The organism is Cytobacillus praedii (genome assembly GCF_001439605.1).
Classification (GTDB): domain Bacteria; phylum Bacillota; class Bacilli; order Bacillales; family Cytobacillaceae; genus Cytobacillus; species Cytobacillus praedii.
The window spans coordinates 24,362-41,143 of the sequence record NZ_LMBX01000027.1 but is presented as its reverse complement, the minus strand read 5'-3'; the positions used below and the strand labels follow the sequence as shown (position 1 = coordinate 41,143).

19 protein-coding genes and 1 pseudogene are annotated in these 16,782 nt (G+C 37.5%); 14 read left to right on the top strand and 6 right to left on the bottom strand.

What is annotated here, in order from left to right:
* Positions 1 to 130: 130 nt before the first annotated feature.
* From ASU02_RS21430 to ASU02_RS21420, 3 genes are read left to right on the top strand one after another with little or no spacing between them, the layout of a single operon-like run.
* The gene (locus ASU02_RS21430) at positions 131 to 862 is read left to right on the top strand and encodes an SDR family oxidoreductase (protein WP_057767440.1); all 732 of its coding nucleotides are present in this window, start codon (positions 131 to 133) and stop codon (positions 860 to 862) included.
* Positions 859 to 1,896, top strand: a complete 1,038-nt coding sequence (locus ASU02_RS21425; protein WP_057767438.1) for an S-adenosylmethionine:tRNA ribosyltransferase-isomerase — start codon at positions 859 to 861, stop codon at positions 1,894 to 1,896. Before ASU02_RS21430 ends, ASU02_RS21425 begins: the two co-directional genes overlap by 4 nt.
* On the top strand, positions 1,893 to 2,252 hold the full coding sequence (locus ASU02_RS21420) for a VOC family protein (RefSeq protein ID WP_057767436.1): 360 nt from the start codon (positions 1,893 to 1,895) through the stop codon (positions 2,250 to 2,252). Before ASU02_RS21425 ends, ASU02_RS21420 begins: the two co-directional genes overlap by 4 nt.
* 45 nt (positions 2,253 to 2,297) lie before the next feature.
* On the opposite strand, the pseudogene ASU02_RS21415 reads toward ASU02_RS21420, so the two are convergent.
* A pseudogene (locus ASU02_RS21415) lies at positions 2,298 to 2,714 on the bottom strand (methyl-accepting chemotaxis protein); the annotation flags it as partial.
* 217 nt (positions 2,715 to 2,931) lie between these two features.
* Between ASU02_RS21415 and ASU02_RS21410 the strand changes: the two are divergent.
* Together ASU02_RS21410 and ASU02_RS21405 are read left to right on the top strand one after the other, a co-directional pair.
* The gene (locus ASU02_RS21410) at positions 2,932 to 3,273 is read left to right on the top strand and encodes a lmo0954 family membrane protein (RefSeq protein ID WP_057767432.1); all 342 of its coding nucleotides are present in this window, start codon (positions 2,932 to 2,934) and stop codon (positions 3,271 to 3,273) included.
* Positions 3,274 to 3,296: 23 nt separating this feature from the next.
* Positions 3,297 to 3,956 carry a PspA/IM30 family protein gene (locus ASU02_RS21405; RefSeq protein WP_057767431.1) on the top strand — a complete coding sequence of 220 codons (660 nt, stop codon included), beginning with the start codon at positions 3,297 to 3,299 and terminating at the stop codon, positions 3,954 to 3,956.
* Between the two features lie 24 nt (positions 3,957 to 3,980).
* Here the strand turns inward: ASU02_RS21405 and ASU02_RS21400 are convergent, their stop codons facing one another.
* The 3 genes from ASU02_RS21400 to ASU02_RS21390 all read right to left on the bottom strand — a co-directional run bounded on the left by ASU02_RS21400 (position 3,981) and on the right by ASU02_RS21390 (position 7,279).
* Positions 3,981 to 5,546 carry a Vga family ABC-F type ribosomal protection protein gene (locus tag ASU02_RS21400; RefSeq protein WP_057767429.1) on the bottom strand — a complete coding sequence of 522 codons (1,566 nt, stop codon included), beginning with the start codon at positions 5,544 to 5,546 and terminating at the stop codon, positions 3,981 to 3,983.
* A gap of 340 nt (positions 5,547 to 5,886) precedes the next feature.
* Entirely contained in the window at positions 5,887 to 6,873 is a 987-nt protein-coding gene (locus tag ASU02_RS21395; protein WP_057767427.1) for a ketoacyl-ACP synthase III, read from the bottom strand.
* A 79-nt stretch (positions 6,874 to 6,952) separates the two neighbouring features.
* Complete coding sequence (locus tag ASU02_RS21390; RefSeq protein WP_232426315.1) at positions 6,953 to 7,279, bottom strand: hypothetical protein; 327 nt, start codon at positions 7,277 to 7,279, stop codon at positions 6,953 to 6,955.
* A 299-nt stretch (positions 7,280 to 7,578) separates the two neighbouring features.
* Between ASU02_RS21390 and ASU02_RS21385 the strand changes: the two genes are divergently transcribed.
* On the top strand, positions 7,579 to 8,100 hold the full coding sequence (locus ASU02_RS21385) for a YbaK/EbsC family protein (protein WP_057767423.1): 522 nt from the start codon (positions 7,579 to 7,581) through the stop codon (positions 8,098 to 8,100).
* 215 nt (positions 8,101 to 8,315) lie between these two features.
* Positions 8,316 to 9,245 (top strand): CBASS cGAMP-activated phospholipase, encoded by a 930-nt coding sequence (locus ASU02_RS21380; RefSeq protein ID WP_057767421.1) that lies wholly within the window; start codon positions 8,316 to 8,318, stop codon positions 9,243 to 9,245.
* Between the two features lie 19 nt (positions 9,246 to 9,264).
* Here the strand turns inward: ASU02_RS21380 and ASU02_RS21375 are convergent, their stop codons facing one another.
* Positions 9,265 to 11,451, bottom strand: coding sequence for an MMPL family transporter (locus ASU02_RS21375; protein WP_057767420.1), 2,187 nt, complete (start codon positions 11,449 to 11,451; stop codon positions 9,265 to 9,267).
* 148 nt (positions 11,452 to 11,599) lie between these two features.
* On the opposite strand from ASU02_RS21375, the gene ASU02_RS26545 reads away from it, so the two are divergent.
* Positions 11,600 to 11,764: a hypothetical protein gene (locus ASU02_RS26545; RefSeq protein ID WP_157684554.1), complete on the top strand. Its 165-nt coding sequence runs from the start codon at positions 11,600 to 11,602 to the stop codon at positions 11,762 to 11,764.
* Between the two features lie 18 nt (positions 11,765 to 11,782).
* On the opposite strand, the gene ASU02_RS21370 is transcribed toward ASU02_RS26545, so the two are convergent.
* Positions 11,783 to 12,679: an SDR family oxidoreductase gene (locus tag ASU02_RS21370; RefSeq protein WP_057767417.1), complete on the bottom strand. Its 897-nt coding sequence runs from the start codon at positions 12,677 to 12,679 to the stop codon at positions 11,783 to 11,785.
* Positions 12,680 to 12,840: 161 nt separating this feature from the next.
* Here ASU02_RS21370 and ASU02_RS21365 point away from each other — a divergent pair, with 161 nt between their 5' ends.
* From ASU02_RS21365 to ASU02_RS21340, 6 genes are all read left to right on the top strand, one after another.
* Positions 12,841 to 13,419 (top strand): TetR family transcriptional regulator, encoded by a 579-nt coding sequence (locus ASU02_RS21365; RefSeq protein ID WP_057767414.1) that lies wholly within the window; start codon positions 12,841 to 12,843, stop codon positions 13,417 to 13,419.
* 74 nt (positions 13,420 to 13,493) lie between these two features.
* On the top strand, positions 13,494 to 13,841 hold the full coding sequence (locus tag ASU02_RS21360; protein ID WP_057767412.1) for a DMT family transporter: 348 nt from the start codon (positions 13,494 to 13,496) through the stop codon (positions 13,839 to 13,841).
* 2 nt (positions 13,842 to 13,843) lie between these two features.
* Complete coding sequence (locus ASU02_RS21355) at positions 13,844 to 14,158, top strand: DMT family transporter (protein ID WP_057767410.1); 315 nt, start codon at positions 13,844 to 13,846, stop codon at positions 14,156 to 14,158.
* A 92-nt stretch (positions 14,159 to 14,250) separates the two neighbouring features.
* Positions 14,251 to 15,513: a polysaccharide deacetylase family protein gene (locus ASU02_RS21350; RefSeq protein ID WP_057767408.1), complete on the top strand. Its 1,263-nt coding sequence runs from the start codon at positions 14,251 to 14,253 to the stop codon at positions 15,511 to 15,513.
* Between the two features lie 131 nt (positions 15,514 to 15,644).
* Positions 15,645 to 16,400 carry a DUF2087 domain-containing protein gene (locus ASU02_RS21345; protein WP_057767407.1) on the top strand — a complete coding sequence of 252 codons (756 nt, stop codon included), beginning with the start codon at positions 15,645 to 15,647 and terminating at the stop codon, positions 16,398 to 16,400.
* Positions 16,401 to 16,417: 17 nt separating this feature from the next.
* The gene (locus ASU02_RS21340) at positions 16,418 to 16,774 is read left to right on the top strand and encodes a GIY-YIG nuclease family protein (RefSeq protein WP_057767478.1); all 357 of its coding nucleotides are present in this window, start codon (positions 16,418 to 16,420) and stop codon (positions 16,772 to 16,774) included.
* Positions 16,775 to 16,782 lie beyond the last annotated feature (8 nt).

The following is a 16,782-nucleotide window of genomic DNA, read 5'->3' as shown; positions in this document are numbered from 1 at the left end:
ATTCTCATCCAAAAGTAGTAGAAGTTCATCATCATAATTGAGTAATCTCATTCCATCTCGCTCCCGATGCTGTGCGGACGCTTTCTTTCTAAAATAAAGCTAAGAACAATATAGAAAGCGAGAGATTGTAATGGATAAAAAACCGGTTGTAATGATTACTGGAGCATCAAAAGGTCTTGGAAAAGCGTTAACATTAGCATTGGCTAGAGAAGGTGTACGGCTAGCTATTTGTGCAAGAGGAGAAATGATGCTTCGCAAAGTAGAGAAAGAGGTACTGGCCCTTGGAGCAGAAGTGATAGCCGTTCAAGCAGATGTTTCTGACATAAGAGATATAAACCGCTTCGTATCTATTGTAGAAGAGGGCTTTGGATGTGTCGATGTATTAATTAATAATGCGTCTATATTTGGACCCGGACCAGCGCTATTATCTGATTACCCGGAACATGATTTTGCAGAAGTACTTAAGGTCAATGTAATGAATCCTTTCCTCGTAACTAAGCGAGTTTTGCCAGGCATGCTGATTCGAAATAAAGGAAGAATTTTCAATTTGACCTCTGAAGCTGGCAAGACAGGATTTGCAGAATGGGGTGCATATGGCATCTCTAAATTTGCAGTAGAAGGTTTAACACAGACTTGGGCGGATGAGCTGCAAGATACCGGAGTCAGTATCAGCATGGTAGACCCAGGGGAAATGGACACAGAGATGCATAGGGTTGCTGTTCCAGAATGTGATTATGAGCTAGGGGATCCTAATGAGGTGTCGAAGGTATTTGTTACCCTTGCATTAGATGAAACGATTGATCTGAATGGAAAGCGGTTTGAGGCTCAATCTTATATGCAAGAGAAGAGGGATGAACAATGATGAGCACCGCACGTTCATTCCAAGTACCAGAATATTTAAATGCACGTACGCCAGCGGAATATAGGGGGATCTCGCGGGATCATGTCCGTTTAATGACACTAGATACAGTGACAGGAGATTGTTCCCATAATTATTTTAATATGCTGGATTCGTATCTAGCAGAGGGAGACTTATTAGTTTTAAATAATAGCCGAACCATTCCGGCAGTACTAAAAGGAAAAAGAGGAAGGCAAGCGGTTGAAATTCGCTTATCCCGAAAGTTATCGGATAGAGAATGGGAGGCCCTTATTGTCGGTGAAGTAATCACAGTCGGAGAAAAGATTGATTTACCTGGAGGACTAACAGCAACTATTGCTGGACTAGGAGCAGAGACACCACTAATTGTCCTTTCCTTTTCGAAGAGCGGATTAAATTTAATAGAAAACTTCTATCAATACGGGGAGCCGCTGCATTACGAATATATCGAAACGCCTTGGCCGATAGAGATGTATCAAACAGTCTATGCTTCTGTTCCGGGATCTGTAGAAATGCCCTCGGCTGGAAGAGCGTTTACTTGGCGACTGCTTAATAAGCTAAAAGAAAAAGGTGTAAACATTGCCTATTTACAGCTGCATGCTGGTTTAAGTTATTACGGAAATGACCGATGGCCACATCCAAATAAACATCTAGAGGAATTCTGTGTTCCTTTAAATACAGCAGAAATGATTAACAAAACAAGGGAAAAAAATGGGCGAGTAATTGCAGTTGGAACGACTGTTGTAAGGGCACTAGAAACTGCGGTTAATATAGCTGGATATGTGGTGCCGCAGAAAGGCATTACAAGTCTGTATATTCAAAAAGGATACCCTTTGAAAGCTGTTGACGGTTTAATTACTGGCTTTCACGAGCCAGAAGCAAGCCATTTAGATTTGCTTTCTGCTTTTATTGATAAGGACTTATTAATGAAGGCATATAAAAAGGCATTAGCTAATGGGTATTTATGGCATGAATTTGGGGATATGAATTTAATCCTGCCGATGGATGAGAGAAAATGAAGTGGCACCATTCAGGAGTTTCAGTAAGTCATTTACAGGATTCCATCCAGTTTTATATACAGAAGTTTGGATTTTCTTTCGAGCAATATTTGATGTTTCAGGAAGAAAAAATTGCTTTTCTAAGGAATGAGAATGTACGAATTGAATTAATTGAGTCAGAGGAGAGTCCGGGATCATTACATTCTATTCACACCGCGTGGCAAGTGGAGGATATAGAGGATTGGATAAGACAGCTGAAGAGAAAAGGTCTTTATCCGACAGAAGGACCCTATACCTTAAGCAATGGATGGATCACTGTATTTTATGAAGGTCCCGATCATGAGACAATCGAATTGATTCAAGTGAATAAAGTTTAAATAAAACCAAAAACCTTACCAAATCAAATCGGTAAGGTTTTCGATTTAAATCGTAAATCTTCTAATCAGTCCTTGCAGGTCATCAGCCATTTTAGTTAAATACTTGGCTGAAGATGTTATTTTGTGCATGGAAGCCAGCTGTTCTTCTGTTGATATGGACAAAGATTGTGTGCTGGATGCAGCATTATCAGATAATTCTGTAATAAATTTCATTGATTGTACCGCTTGCTCAGCACCCGCAGCCATTTGTTGAATAGCGGATGAAACTTCTTGTATTTGATTTGTCACTTCATCCACTGATTCCTGAATTTGAACGAAGCAATTTCCGGGATTGTTAACAACTTTCATCCCTCCTATTACTTCTTTGGTTACAAATTCCATGGATTCAACTGCTTTATTTGTATCATGTTGTGTGATTGAGATAAGTTGAGAAATTTCTTGAGCAGATTGAGCAGATTGTTCTGCAAGTTTACGGAATCAGCTACAACCGGCAAACCCGCTTCCATGCTCACCGACCCTTGCTGCTTCAATAATTTGTCCGATTTCTTTGGAGCGGTGTGTTTTTGGGGTCTGACCCGCACTAAGTCTCGGGTCTTAGTTGAAAATAAAGCGCAAGCTCGTTATAAGAATTCAAAAATAAAGGTAAGATGAAATCAAGATAAAGGAAGGAGAAAACAAAATGAAAAAATTTGGTTTGTTATTAATCGGCGGAATTTCAGCGATGATATTACTTTCTACCATTGGACCTATGATTGGGTTCCTAGTAAGTATTGCGCTTCTATATTTCATCTTTAAACAATTTTTGAAGACAGATTCAACAGGAGGAAAAATTGGGTTAGGGATTGTTGGTTTCTTTATCCTAATGGCTTCCATTCATAATGCACCTGCGATCATAGGAGTTGTGGCAGCATACGTTCTGTACCTAGTTTATAAAAAATGGAATGAAAACAAACAGGTGGTTATTAAAGAAACAGACCCATTTGTTAATTTTGAAAAGCAATGGAATGACATCAACAAATAATTGAATGAAGGAGAGAGTGAGTTATGACCAATTTACTTACAAAAATTAAAAATACAATAAAAGCAGATTTAAACGAAGCGCTGGAAAGAAAAGAAAATCAAAATCCGATCGCGTTGCTTAATCAATATCTTCAAGAATGTGAACAAGAAACAGAAAAGGTAAAAAAGCTTGTCGATCGTCACTCTCAACTCAAGGATGAGTTTGAAAGAGAGCTAGCAGAAGCAGCAGAGCTTGCGGAAAAGAGGAAGTATCAAGCAGGGATAGCTTCAAAAGCAGGTGAAACAGAACTCTATCAATTTGCCTCAGAAGAGCAGCAGTATTATTCAGAGCGTGCCGAACGTTTAAGAGTCTCACTTAAACACATCTATGGTCAGCTTGAAGAACTAGAACGAAAATATGAAGAGATGAAGCGCAAGCTTAAAGATATGCATATTCGCAGGATGGAGTTAATGGGGCGTGAAAATGTTACACGAGCCAATCAACAAATAAACAAAGTATTGGATTCGACTTCTTATTCTGAAAAGCCATACTCTCGATTCCAGGAAATAGAAGGCTATCTTAGCCGATTAGAGAATCAAGTGAATAAAGATTTTCACATCAGCTCCATTGATTCGAGGGTAGCACAATTGGAAAATGAGATGAGAATGAGTGAAAATAAAGGATTAACAAAAACGGCAGAATGATGATTTCTGCCGTTTTTCTTGCCATTATTGATTATTCAATTTTCGCTTTTCAGCTAAAAGTCTCTGAAATTCTACTTCCAGTTCATCAGAAGGTTCAATGCTAAGTCGGCTCAATACTTCTGTTAGCTTAGTCTCTAATAGGAGGATCAGATCCTCTTTTGTATCGTGTGCAACTTTTGGTGTGTAGTTCTTGTATTGCTCATATGTTCCATCAAATAACTGGATTTCTTGGTTGTTAATCACTAAAATTCGTGTGGCAATGATTTCGATAAATTGCCGATCATGAGAAACAAAAATAACGGTTCCTTCATATTCTTGCAAGAGTGCTTCAAGTGCTTCCACTGATGGGATGTCAAGAAAGTTTGTTGGTTCGTCTAATATAATTGTATTAATTTCACTAACAAATAATTTAGCGAATGCCACTTTTACTCGCTCTCCGCCACTTAGAACACCAACTGGCTTATAGACATCCTCTCTGAAGAAATGCAGCCTTGCTAAGACCGTTCGTATGAAAGTCTCATTCTGTATTGAGGTTGTGCTGACATTTTCAAGTATTGATTTTTCTGTATTTAAAATATCGATGTTTTGACTAAAATAGCCGATTTTCATGGAAGGGGAAATGGTTATCCCTTCGCTCTGATTCATTATTTTTTTCACGAGCGTTGTTTTTCCGCATCCGTTCGGTCCGATGATAGCAAGCTTATCCCCGCCACGTACATGAAAGCTGGCAGATTTCCAGAGTAACCTTTTATCGATCGAACATTGTACATCTTCTGCGCGCAAGACAATTCGTCCTTTAAAGGTTTCTTCGTTAGGCAAATTCATTTTAATGACAGGCACTTCTTTAACTTTTTCTACTTTCTCCAGCTTTTCTAAACGCGTTTCAATCGCTTTAGCAGTTTTTTGCAGTTTTTTTTGCTTTTTTGCAAAATAAGGTTTGGATTTTCCTGCTTCAATGGAACTTACATTTTGGGGTGTTTTCGTCGCTCTTTCTGCCTTTTTTTCTTTTAAAATTAACGCTTCTTCAAGCTGTTTTTTCTTTCTTTCATAGGTTTCGTACGCTTGCTTCTGCTGATGCTGCTCCAATTCCTTCTGCTCCATGTAATCGGAGTAATGTCCTTTGTAAACCTTCACTTTTCCTTGATCAAGCTCCCAAATGGATGTGCATAAAGCATCTAAAAATGCCCGGTCATGTGAAACAAGGACAAGCACGCTGTGTGATTTTTTTAATTTCTTCTCCAGCCATTCAATGTGACTCGTATCCAAATTAGTTGTTGGTTCGTCGGCAAGTAAAATGGCAGGACTTTTTGCGAGTGCGGCATTAATATATTCCTGTGTCACTTCTCCGCCGCTTTTTGTTGTATCTGTTCTTTTTAGCTGCGGCAATAGCTCGCATATGCCAGTTGTCGCAATTGTTCCATTGTCAGGAGATGTTTTCCCTGCTAAAACCTCTAATAAGGTTGTTTTTCCACAGCCGTTTCTGCCAACAAGACCAATTCGATCATTTTTTTGAATTTGTAATTTATCTATATCTAATAATAAACGGTCTTTTATAAATAATTTTATTTGGTTTGCTTCTAATAACATCATACAATCATCCCCATTTCATCAGTGCTTGGAGACAAAAAAGCCTCCTATCTGCATTCAGAATAGGAGGCATAGGGGTGCACAAAGAGACTACTCTCTTTGAAGGACCAACTATAGAAACCTAATCCTATCCTGAAAACCTCGATTGAAGACGACAAAAAATAGAGCAGATATCTGCTAACTATGACATTCTTCAATGGATTGCTTTCGAAAAATAGGATTAGAACTTCATGTAATTGGGTCACCCTTTCGTTTTTTAGTTATTATTACAATATACAACTAACTGATATTTGTCAATTGGCTGATAATAATTGGTGGATTGCCAGATACACGTTGTTTTCCATTAATATTTAAACAACATCGCAATAAATTCATGTCCTCCGCCGATTGTCCAAAAAAGGACATGATCCCCACGTTTAATTCTGCCAGATTCAATTCCTTCATAAAGGGCAATAAATGGACTGCTTGTTCCTGTATATCCATATCGATCACCCACATACATTATTTTTTGATCGGGAATGTTAAAATGATCTTGGATTTTTAGAATATTAGAAAGAGCAAATTGTGATAAACAGTAACTATCAATATCTTCACTTCTTAAGTGGTTGCGTTCTAATAGTTTGCTGATTTTTTCATATGTAAAGGGTAAAGATACACTTCCATCGAATGGAAACCATTTCATGTAATCAATTGATCCTTCTCCTTTAATAGCCTGGGATAAACCTTTTTCAGGATAAAGAATATTATCTCGATAAGTAGAATCCACCTCATAGATCGCATCGATAAATCCGGTATTCTCTTCGGTTTTTTCAAGGATTACGGCACAAGCCGCATCCCCAAAATTAGCATATGTGATTTCCTCTTCAGGATTAGCAATAAGTGAAAAATTATCTGAACCTATAATTAAGGCAGTACGTATATGTGAATTCGATAACATATAACGTGAAGCATGCTCTATTGAAATTGTCATTCCAGCACAATTTGCGTTTGTATCCATAACAATTGTATCTTTTTTTCCATTAATAGAATGGTGAACATACATAGCATTGGTAGGCACAGTTTTCTCTGGGATTTGAGTTGAAAAAATAATCATATCAATATCTGTTCCCGTTAATCCGGCCTTTTCTAATACACGTTTGGATGCTTCTACTGCCATTGTTATACCATTTTCGCTGTTATTCTCAATAAGGTATCTTTCATTACGTCCCATAACATCCAAAAAATGAGTAATATCTCTGCCTTTTTGTTTAAAATGATCAATAAAGTAATCGTTTTTAACAATTTTATTAGGGTGGTAAACCTCAATTGCATTGATTTTAATGTTTGTCATAACGTCTCCTAGGGATGTTTCATAAATGTATTAAGTAAATGAGTAAGACTAAAAAAGCCTTACTCATATACTTACCGTATTAAATTTCAGTAACTTCTACATTATTTAAGCCGGTATTACGTGCTAAACGGCTTAATTGCATTTTCAAGACTGCACTCTTTTTTATTTCAATCACAATTTTTTTGAACCCTGAACTTTGATAAAGGCGAAAGCAGTTTTCGAGATCTGGAATCATTTCCTGCGTAACTAGATTTAAATCTCTGCAATCAAATTGAAGTGTAAATTCGTCAGCCTTAATAGCACTTGTTTTGCGTTGATACTCATTAATAAATTCTTGTGCCTTCTCAGGTGTAAAGCTTCCACTAACCGTCATGTCGATTGTCTTTTTCACTTGATTTACATTCATCGAATAAGATCCTGTTGCCATAATAGGTCACACACTTCCTTTATTAATTGGTTATGTATTATTAAATTTAGTAAAGCCATTCAAAAAAACATTATATCAGAAAAATATGGGTGAAAAGTGAAAAAATGGTGAAAAATTAATGTATTAATAATTAGACCATTCAGAAATATCGGGACTGTTATTTGAGATAAGGGGAAAATGTACTGTGATTTTGTAAAATTTCACATCATTCCTATTGCTTCAACGTGATAAAGGGTGGTATTATCTTACATAATATTTGGAAAGAGAGGATGTATAGGATGTCATTTGAAAGTGTAAAGGATCATTTTAAGAAATGGAATCGTGAAAGAGATATTATGGTGTTTGAAACATCAAGTGCAACCGTAGAATTGGCTGCTGAAGCCATAGGTGTTGCCCCTGCACGTATTGCAAAGACACTGTCATTTAGAGGAGAAGATAAAGCCATCCTTGTTGTTGCAGCCGGTGATGCAAAGGTTGATAATAAGAAATTTCGCCAAGCTTTTCAAATGAAAGCTCGCATGCTTTCAGCTGACGAGGTGGTAGAGCAAACGGGGCATGTGATTGGCGGGGTTTGTCCGTTTGGGTTGGCGAATAATTTGGATGTTTATTTAGACGTCTCAATGAAACGTTTCGATACTCTCTTTCCGGCGTGTGGCAGTACTAATTCAGCCATTGAGCTAACGTGTGATGAAATTTTTGAATTTTCCACTGCAAAAGAATGGGTTGATGTTTGTAAAGACTGGGAGGAAGATACTACTTATTCAACGCATAAAACGGATTATTCCCAAGTTAAACAATGATAAAGGGTAAATACCAAGGATAAATCCGCAGCTGTTAAGTGGACAATCGTGTGGTTTTTGATCATTTTGGAGAGGCAGTACTTGAAGTATGATAATAAAGATTCCTGACCATTTTAGGTTAGGTATTTTTATTTTCTCAGTGGCATTTTATGCTGCTAAAGAACTGTGAGTTAGGGAACAGTAGAGTGGAAGACATACTTTCAAGGTGAAAGAGAATGAAAATGCTTTGCGTTGATGGCGGTGGAATTCGAGGAGTTTTTGCGGTAGCCATTTTACAGGCTATCGAGGAAGAGTATGCATGTCCGATTGGCGATTTATTCGATGTGGTGGCTGGAACAAGTACTGGTGCGATTATAGCTGCATCAGTTGTATTGGAGAAGAATATGAGTGAGGTCATGGAAAGCTATCAATTGTATGGGAAGAAAATATTTATCCGAAAGTCAAAGGTTGGCCTTTTTAAAAGTATTTATAGCGATCACTATTTACGTCGTTTTTTCCGAAAAGCATTTGGCGAAATCGCTCTAAAAGATATTAACAAACCGCTTCTGATTCCTGCTGTAGACGTGACAAATGGAAAGCCCTTTATTCATCGATCGAACTACGGACACACAGAAAATGATGATTTATCGATTAAGCTGTGGGATGCTGTTCTCTCGTCCTGTTCGGCACCGGTCTTCTTCCCGCCTAACAATATAAATAATCAGTACTTATCCATTGATGGAGGTCTATGGGCGAACAATCCATCACTTGTTTGTGTGACAGAGGCTCTTCATCAATTTAAAAAGGATATAAGTGAAATAGAGATATTCTCTATTGGAACAGGTTTGCAGCATATCGACTTTTCTATAGGAAAGGATAAATACTGGGGAGCAAAGCATTGGCTCCCGTTTCAGCTCCCATCTATGAAAATGACACCGAAATTACTTGATTTAGCTCTTCAATTGTCCTCCGAATCCGTTACATATCATTGTCAGCACCTGCTTGGCAATAATTACTTTCGCTTAAACGGAGAGCTGGGAATGGAGATGCCCTTTGATGAAATTAAATTTATCGATGAATTGATTGATTTGGGAAAACGGGCATTTCTGAATAAGAGGGAAAAGGTCATGTCCTTTCTGAATAAAAAGCCTGATTCCCATAACTAGTTGGGAACCAGGCCTTTGTTTATTTTTTCTTTTTACCTGTCAATATCAAGATGGATGGAAGGAAAATTCCTCGTATTAAAAATGTATCGAGTAAGATTCCGAAAGCCATTGTAAACCCGAATAAGAATAGTTCCTGTAATGGCTGTGTCATCAACACGGCAAAGGTAGCAGCTAATATTAATCCAGCTGAGGAAATCACACCTCCTGTAACAGCAACCCCTTTTCCAACTGCTTTCTTCCATGGCAGCTTTGTCGCTTCCTCTTTAATTCTTGAAACAAGCATAATGTTGTAGTCAATTCCAAGAGCGACCATAAAGACAAAAGCATATACAGGCAATCGATAGCTGATTGCATCATAGCCCATAAGGTGCTGGAATATCCACCAGCCAAAACCCATTGTTGAAAAGAAAGATAATAGAATGGTTGCCATCATCAATATCGGCATCAAAATAGATTTTGTCTGGAATCCAAGAATAATAGTAAGCAATATTGTAATAAGTGAGAACAAGACGATCATATCACGCTGGTTCATAAGATTGATATCCACCTGCTGAGCGGTCTGGCCAGCAAAGTGAAGCTCAACATCAGCTGTTGAAAAACCGCTGTCTTTTAATAAGGATTCTTCAGAATCACGCAGTCTTTGTAGGGTATCAAGTGCTTCTTTTTCATATGGATTGCTGCCTAACACCATTTGAAGTCTAATGACTTTATTTGTTTCTGCTAAATAATTTCTGGGCAATGACTGTGGTTCATTCATCATATCATCCTGAATAATTGGGGTGACAGAGACAATATTGCTTTCTCCACTAAGTTTGGAAACAAGCTGATTTACTTTTTGGAATAACTCAGCATTTACAGAAAACTCATTGTCAGACTTTATCAATACGGTCACAGGTGCTAATTGGCCTGCTGGGTAATTTTCTTCTAGAAGCTCAAATCCCTGCCGTGACGGCATGTCCTCTGGAAATGATTTTAATAGGTTAAAAGAATATTGAATAGAAGTAAAGTTGAACAGGCCAATAAGCAAGACAATCAGTAAGGTGCCGCCTAATAAAGCTGGCCTTTTCATCACTTGTTTGCTGATGGCAGGCCAAATGCCATGTGTTGTTTTCTCTTCTCCTTTTTCAACTTTAGGAACAAACGGCCAAAATGCTTTGCGGCCCATTATCGCGAAGATACTAGGGATAAGTGTTAGACCAGCAATGAGAATAACGACAACTGCTACCGAAAAAACGGGTGCAAAATGGTTATAAGGTTCAAAAACAGTAACAAATAATGTTAGCATTGCAATCAGTACTGTTCCACCACTGAAAACTATGGGTTCCGAAACGTGGAAAATGGCTTCTTTCATTGAGGCATACTTTGATTCTTGTTTCGTTAATTCCTCACGATAACGCGAGAAAATAAATAAACTATAGTCTGTTAGGACGGCAAACAATAAGATAAGCATAATGGATACAGCAGAACTATCAATGGTAAACCAGCCATTTTTCCCTGCCAATCCTAAGATTCGATCGACAACCCCATAAACGATACCTGCAATAATTAATGGAGTAATTGCAAGTATGGGGGAACGGTAAATAACAATTAAGAGAATGAAAATTAATGCTACAGTAGCTAGCATGAGAACAATATCTGCATTTTTGAATAGAGAGACGGTATCAGCAGAAATCCCGGCAGGACCAGTAATTTCAAATTGCATCCCATCCAAATCGATTTTATTGGCTTTTTCCTTTATTTTATCCATGACTGCAAGTGTCTCAGAAGATTCTAAATCAGGCTCTAATGATAGATTAATGAGCAGTGTGGTTTCATTTTCAGAATACATCTGTTTTTGAACATTTGGCGGCAATGCATGAAAGGGAAGAGCACTCATAATCTGTTCTGGCTTTTTGTCTGAAGCGAGCCACTCGCTTAATTTATTAATTTTTCCGATGTCTTCTTCTGAGATTCCCCCTTCACGATGAAACACAAGCAAAGCTGGCAGTCCATCAGTAGAAGGAAACTGTTCTTTTAAAATTTGCTGGGCAATTTCCGATGGTTTGTTTCCATTTATGCTTCCTTCTGTACTATTAACCTCATACTCTTTTGCTGAAGGAACAAGCAGGCTTAGAAGCACAACTGCTAAGATCCAGGCAAGGATAGTCACCTTTGCTCCTTTTTGACTGCTTGTATATTTAACTAACTTACGAAATGGTTTAAGCATCCAATCCAACTCCTTACTGTTCGATATTGACTTCATTGTAAGAAGTGAATATGAACGGAGAATGAATGGGATATTTCTTTATTTATTACGAGAAAATTTATCTAAAGTGGATTTAATCATAATCGAGGCTTCATGGGTGGAAAATAGTATGTCGGTCAAAGTGTGTGGGCATATATGCCCTTATAAGGAAGGGGAAGTGCAGGATCGTACCCAAGAAGATGCTCTATGTGTCCGTGAGTACCAGCAACAAAAAAGACGGTCACAAGAAAAGGGAACTTGTGACCAAGAAGAGTGTTGCATAGCAGCAGAGTAACTATGGAAAAGATTCGTACTAGGAACTCACCATTGCTCCGCCATTCACATGAATAACCTGCCCTGACACATAGCTTGAATCTTCAGATGCTAAATATACATAGGCAGGGGCTAGTTCAAATGGCTGGCCGGCTCTTTTCATTGGAATTTCTAGTCCAAATTTCATCACCTCTTTCTCGGAAAAGGTTGCAGGAATAAGCGGGGTCCAAATCGGACCTGGTGCAACCGCATTTACACGAATCTGCTGTTTTTCAAGAGAAAGGGACAATGAACGTGTAAATGCTACAATGGCTCCCTTTGTTGCAGAATAATCGATTAGTTTCTTATGTCCTTCATAGGCGGTTATAGAAGCAGTATTAATAATAGAGCTCCCCGCTTTCAAATGGGGAAGAACGGCCTTCGTTAAGTAAAAGAATGAGAAAATATTTGTTTGAAACGTTTGTTCCAGCTGCTCTTTAGTAATTTCGAGTATGCTTTTTCTTACATATTGAATAGCATGATTGTTGATTAGGATATCAATTCTTCCAAATGCCTGTAATGTTTGTTGAACAACTTGCTGGGACATTTTCTCTTCTTTTAAATCACCAGAAATGAGAAGGCATTCTCCTCCAAGCTCTTTAATTCTTTGTTCGGTTTCCTTTGCATCCTTATGTTCATTTAAATAAACAATAACGACCTTTGCCCCTTCTTTAGCAAAAGCATAGGAGACTGCACGGCCGATTCCGCTATCTCCTCCGGTTATAATGGCTACTTTTCCTTTAAGTTTCCCTGATCCTTTATAGGATGGATTCTCTGATATGGGTTTTGGTACCATTAAATACTCAAGACCTGGCTGAGTTTGTTGATGCTGAGGCGGAAAGGCGATAGGTTGATTCTTGCATACTTTTTGGTATCCATAATTGGAAGATGGGTACACTTTTTATACACTCCTCTGATCTTTATCGTTTCATTGTATTCTTAGAAGTTCCCTAAAGTGATCCCTTTGAAACGTTACAAATGGGACATTACGTTTTGACATCACGAATAATTTTTTATAAAATGAATGAAAGTCAGTCATTTATATAGAAGGGACAATATATAATGAATAAAAAAGAAAAGATTGTTCATGCAGCAATTGAAGTTTTTCGTGAAAAGGGAATTGAGAAAACGAAAATCTCCGATATCGTAAAAATTGCAAATATTGCACAAGGTACGTTTTATTTATATTTTCCTTCTAAGCTTTCTGTCATGCCGGCGATTGCAGAAGTTATGGTAGAGAAAACCATTACAGCGGTGAAAAATGAAGTACAAGAGGGTGCAGCTTTTACAGTAAAACTCACTCAAGTCATTGATGCGATCTTTAAGATCACATGTGATTACCGAGAAATACTTGTGCTTATCTATGCAGGAATGGGATCAACGGAACATATTAAAGAATGGGAGACAGTGTATGAACCTTTCTATTCATGGATCAGTCAATTCCTAAATGAGGCAAAGTCTTCAGGAGTTATCCGTGATTCGATTCATGTCGAGCGTACCTCGAAATTATTCATCGGCTTAGTTGAATCAGCAGCTGAGCAGGTTTACTTATATGATTCAAAACAGGATGACCAAGCTTCAATACAAAAAGCTGAGGTTTTAGAATTTTTGAAGTACGGGCTAGGCATTCAAGAATAATAAAAATAGAGTGCCATGTTTATTATATTTAAAAATGAATGACAGTCATTCATTCATTAGAGAGAAGGGTATAAATGAATAAAGCGTGGATATATGTCTTTTTAACTTGTTTGTTTGAATTAATTTGGGTGTACGGATTTAATGTTGCCGAGACATGGTGGCAATGGGGAATCATTATCGGAATCATTCTGATTGATTTTCATTTCCTTCCAAAAGCATGTGAAAGTCTTCCAACAGGGACCGTTTATGCCGTATTTGCTGGAGTAGGAACAATCGGAACGGCAATAATGGATATTTTCTTTTTTGGAGGAAGTTTTAGCATAGGGAAGTTCCTTTTTATTGCTATTTTAGTAACAGGGGTTATCGGTTTAAATCTAGCTGATAACAAAGAAGAGGAAACGGTATCGAAAGGTGTTGCTTAAGTATGGGCTGGTTATTTGTCATTTGTGCTGCTGTAAGTGAAATTATTGGTGTAATAGGATTAAAATTATATAGCCAGAAAAAATCTATTAAAAATGGAATGATCTATTTAGGGGGATTTGGTGCCTCCTTTGCCTTTTTATACACATCATTCAACTATTTGCAGTTAAGTATTGCTTACGCAGTGTGGATTGGAATTGGAACAGCAGGAGCGGTCCTGTTAAATATGGTGATTTTTGGGGAATCTAAGAGTAAGCTAAGAATTGCAAGTGTGGCACTTATCGTAATCGGTGTAACGGGTTTGAAGGCATTATCTTAAAAAGCAGAAGAACTAATTCTAAACATTTCTGCAACTTTTAATTGAATACTTCCGACTGATAAAATGTATTAACTTTAAGGAGGTATAGAACCTTGAATAAAAAAAGCATACTCATCATGGGCATGTTATGTATGCTGTTAACAGCTTGCCATGCGAAAACCCCTTCATCATCCGATCAATTGCAGCAGAGAGAAGACGCACTTCAGCCGAAGGAAAGCAATAGGGCTGCTGATCTGCTGAATCAAGTGATGGAAAAAGCACAAATTGGATTGACCATTGGCGGTCCATTCAATGTATTGGACAGTAAAGTAGATGAAGTAAAAGGTGAATGGGGCAAGCCAGACAACGAGGATCAGGCAGGAAAGGGTTTCTATGCTACTTATCAAAATAAAAGTTTCGCATTGGGTTTTAATAAGGCAGGAGCCATATTCGATGTTCGTTCGTATGCTAAAGAACTTAATGAAATTACTTCCGCACAGATTGAAGATCGTTTTGGTCAGCCAGACCAAATAAGGGAAACAGATAATGAAGAAATTTATGTTTACGAATTGGAACGGAAAATCGAACTGAAGTTTATTATTCCAAAAGAAGAAAAAGGTGTTCATCACGTATCCGTTTTTAACCCTGAACGAGCAAACGATGAGTATGTACTTGATATTAAAGGGGAATCCAATCAGCTGTCTGCATCAGCATGGGAAAGCATGAAGGAATGGCGAAAACAAATTGTTTCATTTGCTCAGGATCATGAGAATGTGTATATAAATGGTTCAAATAAAAAACAAGTTGCTTTAACCTTTGATGATGGTCCTGATGAGAAAGTAACGCCAGCGATAATTGATATATTAAATGAATATAAAGTTAAAGGTAATTTCTTTTTTCTTGGCAGAAATGTAGAGGCATTCCCGGAAATTGCAAAAAAGGCATTTACTAGTGGTCATTTAGTTTTAAGCCATAGTTATAATCATGTAGAACTGCCGAAGTTAACGTCGAAAGAAATCCAAATAGAAATTGATCGTGCTGGAAAATCGATTAAATCAGTTATTGGAAAAAGACCTTCCATTATACGAACACCTTATGGAGAAACGAATAATCAGGTAGTAGAAATAGCCCGGCAGGAGGGATATTCTGTTGTCCTTTGGTCCATAGACACGCTTGATTGGTCACAAAAAGATGCGAGCAATATCATTAATAATGTCATGAATCATGTTAGAAACGGTGATATTATCCTTATGCATTCGGATTCAAAGAAGGCGGAGGCAGCAAAAGCATTGCCGGAGTTAATTGAGAGATTACAGGAAAAGGGCTTTGAAATAGTAGACTTAGAAACAATGTTAAATATAAAGGCATATCAATGAAAAATCTGGCAATTTGCCAGATTTTTTTATGTTGTATATTTTATAGACGTTCCTTAAAAACGTTTGACATAAAACAAACAAAAACATATAATGTCTATTATAATATAAACAAATAAGGGTTGTGACTATATATGGGTTTATCTGAAACTTTTTGGAATGCTTCCATGGAGGAATTGAAGCGGGGCTATATTGAGGAGAATCGTCATTATATGTGTCTTCTATGCGGAAAGACAACAGAGAAAGGGATTGTTTATCAAGCAGAGGATGTTTTTTACGAAGCGGAAAGGTATATGTCTCTTCATATTGAAAATGAACATAAATCTGTATTTGATTCCTTGATTGACCTGGATAAAAAGCTAACAGGACTGACTGATCATCAAAATCGCCTTCTTCGTCTTTTCTATGATGGAAAGAGTGATGCCGAGGTGCAGAAGGACATGGGGATTGGCAGTGCATCCACAATTCGGAATCATCGCTTTGCCTTAAAAGAAAAAGAACGTCAGGCAAAATTGTTTTTAACTTTAATGGAACTTTTAAAAGAAAAGGACAATCATAAACCAGCCTTCATTGATATTCATAAAACAGCAAGGATGGTCGATGACCGATACAACGTGACGAAGGAGGAAAATGAAGAAATCCTAAAGAAGTTCTTTCCTGAGGGAACAAATCAACTATTGAAATCCTTCCCGCCAAAGGAAAAACAAAGGCTAGTTGTGCTTCGTGCAATTGCTAGTCGTTTCAAAAGTGAAAAAATCTATGGGGAAAAAGAAGTTAATCAGCTACTAAATGATGCTTACCATGATTATGTGTTATTAAGACGATATCTAATTGAATATGGCTTTTTAGATCGTAAAGCAGATGGCAGTGAATATTGGCTGAAAAAGTAATTGGGAGGAAAGTGAAAATGAACAGAAAAAAAGAACTAAAGCAGCAATATAAAGAAATTAAAATTGAAGCAGGCGTTTTCAAAATTAAAAATACAAAGAATGATAAGATTTTTATCGGCAGTACTCGAAACTTAAAAACATTAAATGGTACTAGATTTTCGTTGGAAAATGGTGGCTTCACAAATAAACTGCTTCAAAAAGAATGGAGCGAATTTGGAAAAGATGCTTTTGAAATGGAAGTATTAGAGATTTTGAAAGAGAAGGATGATCCTTATTACAATGAGAAGGAAGAATTGGAGAAACTGGAGGAAAAGTGGCTGAGTCAGCTTCAGCCCTTTGGAGATCGCGGGTATCATCACGAAAAGACCCGCTAAAAGGAGAA

Bases quoted from the DNA above. Each gene is read 5' to 3' on its own strand.
- ASU02_RS21360 (WP_057767412.1), top strand. From the start codon at position 13,494: ATGAATAAAGCGTGGATATATGTCTTTTTAACTTGTTTGTTTGAATTA.
- ASU02_RS21375 (WP_057767420.1), bottom strand. From the start codon at position 11,451: ATGCTTAAACCATTTCGTAAGTTAGTTAAATATACAAGCAGTCAAAAA.
- ASU02_RS21355 (WP_057767410.1), top strand. From the start codon at position 13,844: ATGGGCTGGTTATTTGTCATTTGTGCTGCTGTAAGTGAAATTATTGGT.
- ASU02_RS21430 (WP_057767440.1), top strand. From the start codon at position 131: ATGGATAAAAAACCGGTTGTAATGATTACTGGAGCATCAAAAGGTCTT.
- ASU02_RS21420 (WP_057767436.1), top strand. From the start codon at position 1,893: ATGAAGTGGCACCATTCAGGAGTTTCAGTAAGTCATTTACAGGATTCC.
- ASU02_RS21340 (WP_057767478.1), top strand. From the start codon at position 16,418: ATGAACAGAAAAAAAGAACTAAAGCAGCAATATAAAGAAATTAAAATT.
- ASU02_RS21380 (WP_057767421.1), top strand. From the start codon at position 8,316: ATGAAAATGCTTTGCGTTGATGGCGGTGGAATTCGAGGAGTTTTTGCG.
- ASU02_RS21395 (WP_057767427.1), bottom strand. From the start codon at position 6,873: ATGACAAACATTAAAATCAATGCAATTGAGGTTTACCACCCTAATAAA.
- ASU02_RS21410 (WP_057767432.1), top strand. From the start codon at position 2,932: ATGAAAAAATTTGGTTTGTTATTAATCGGCGGAATTTCAGCGATGATA.
- ASU02_RS21390 (WP_232426315.1), bottom strand. From the start codon at position 7,279: ATGAATGTAAATCAAGTGAAAAAGACAATCGACATGACGGTTAGTGGA.
- ASU02_RS21405 (WP_057767431.1), top strand. From the start codon at position 3,297: ATGACCAATTTACTTACAAAAATTAAAAATACAATAAAAGCAGATTTA.
- ASU02_RS21345 (WP_057767407.1), top strand. From the start codon at position 15,645: ATGGGTTTATCTGAAACTTTTTGGAATGCTTCCATGGAGGAATTGAAG.
- ASU02_RS21425 (WP_057767438.1), top strand. From the start codon at position 859: ATGATGAGCACCGCACGTTCATTCCAAGTACCAGAATATTTAAATGCA.
- ASU02_RS21385 (WP_057767423.1), top strand. From the start codon at position 7,579: ATGTCATTTGAAAGTGTAAAGGATCATTTTAAGAAATGGAATCGTGAA.
- ASU02_RS21400 (WP_057767429.1), bottom strand. From the start codon at position 5,546: ATGATGTTATTAGAAGCAAACCAAATAAAATTATTTATAAAAGACCGT.
- ASU02_RS26545 (WP_157684554.1), top strand. From the start codon at position 11,600: ATGTCGGTCAAAGTGTGTGGGCATATATGCCCTTATAAGGAAGGGGAA.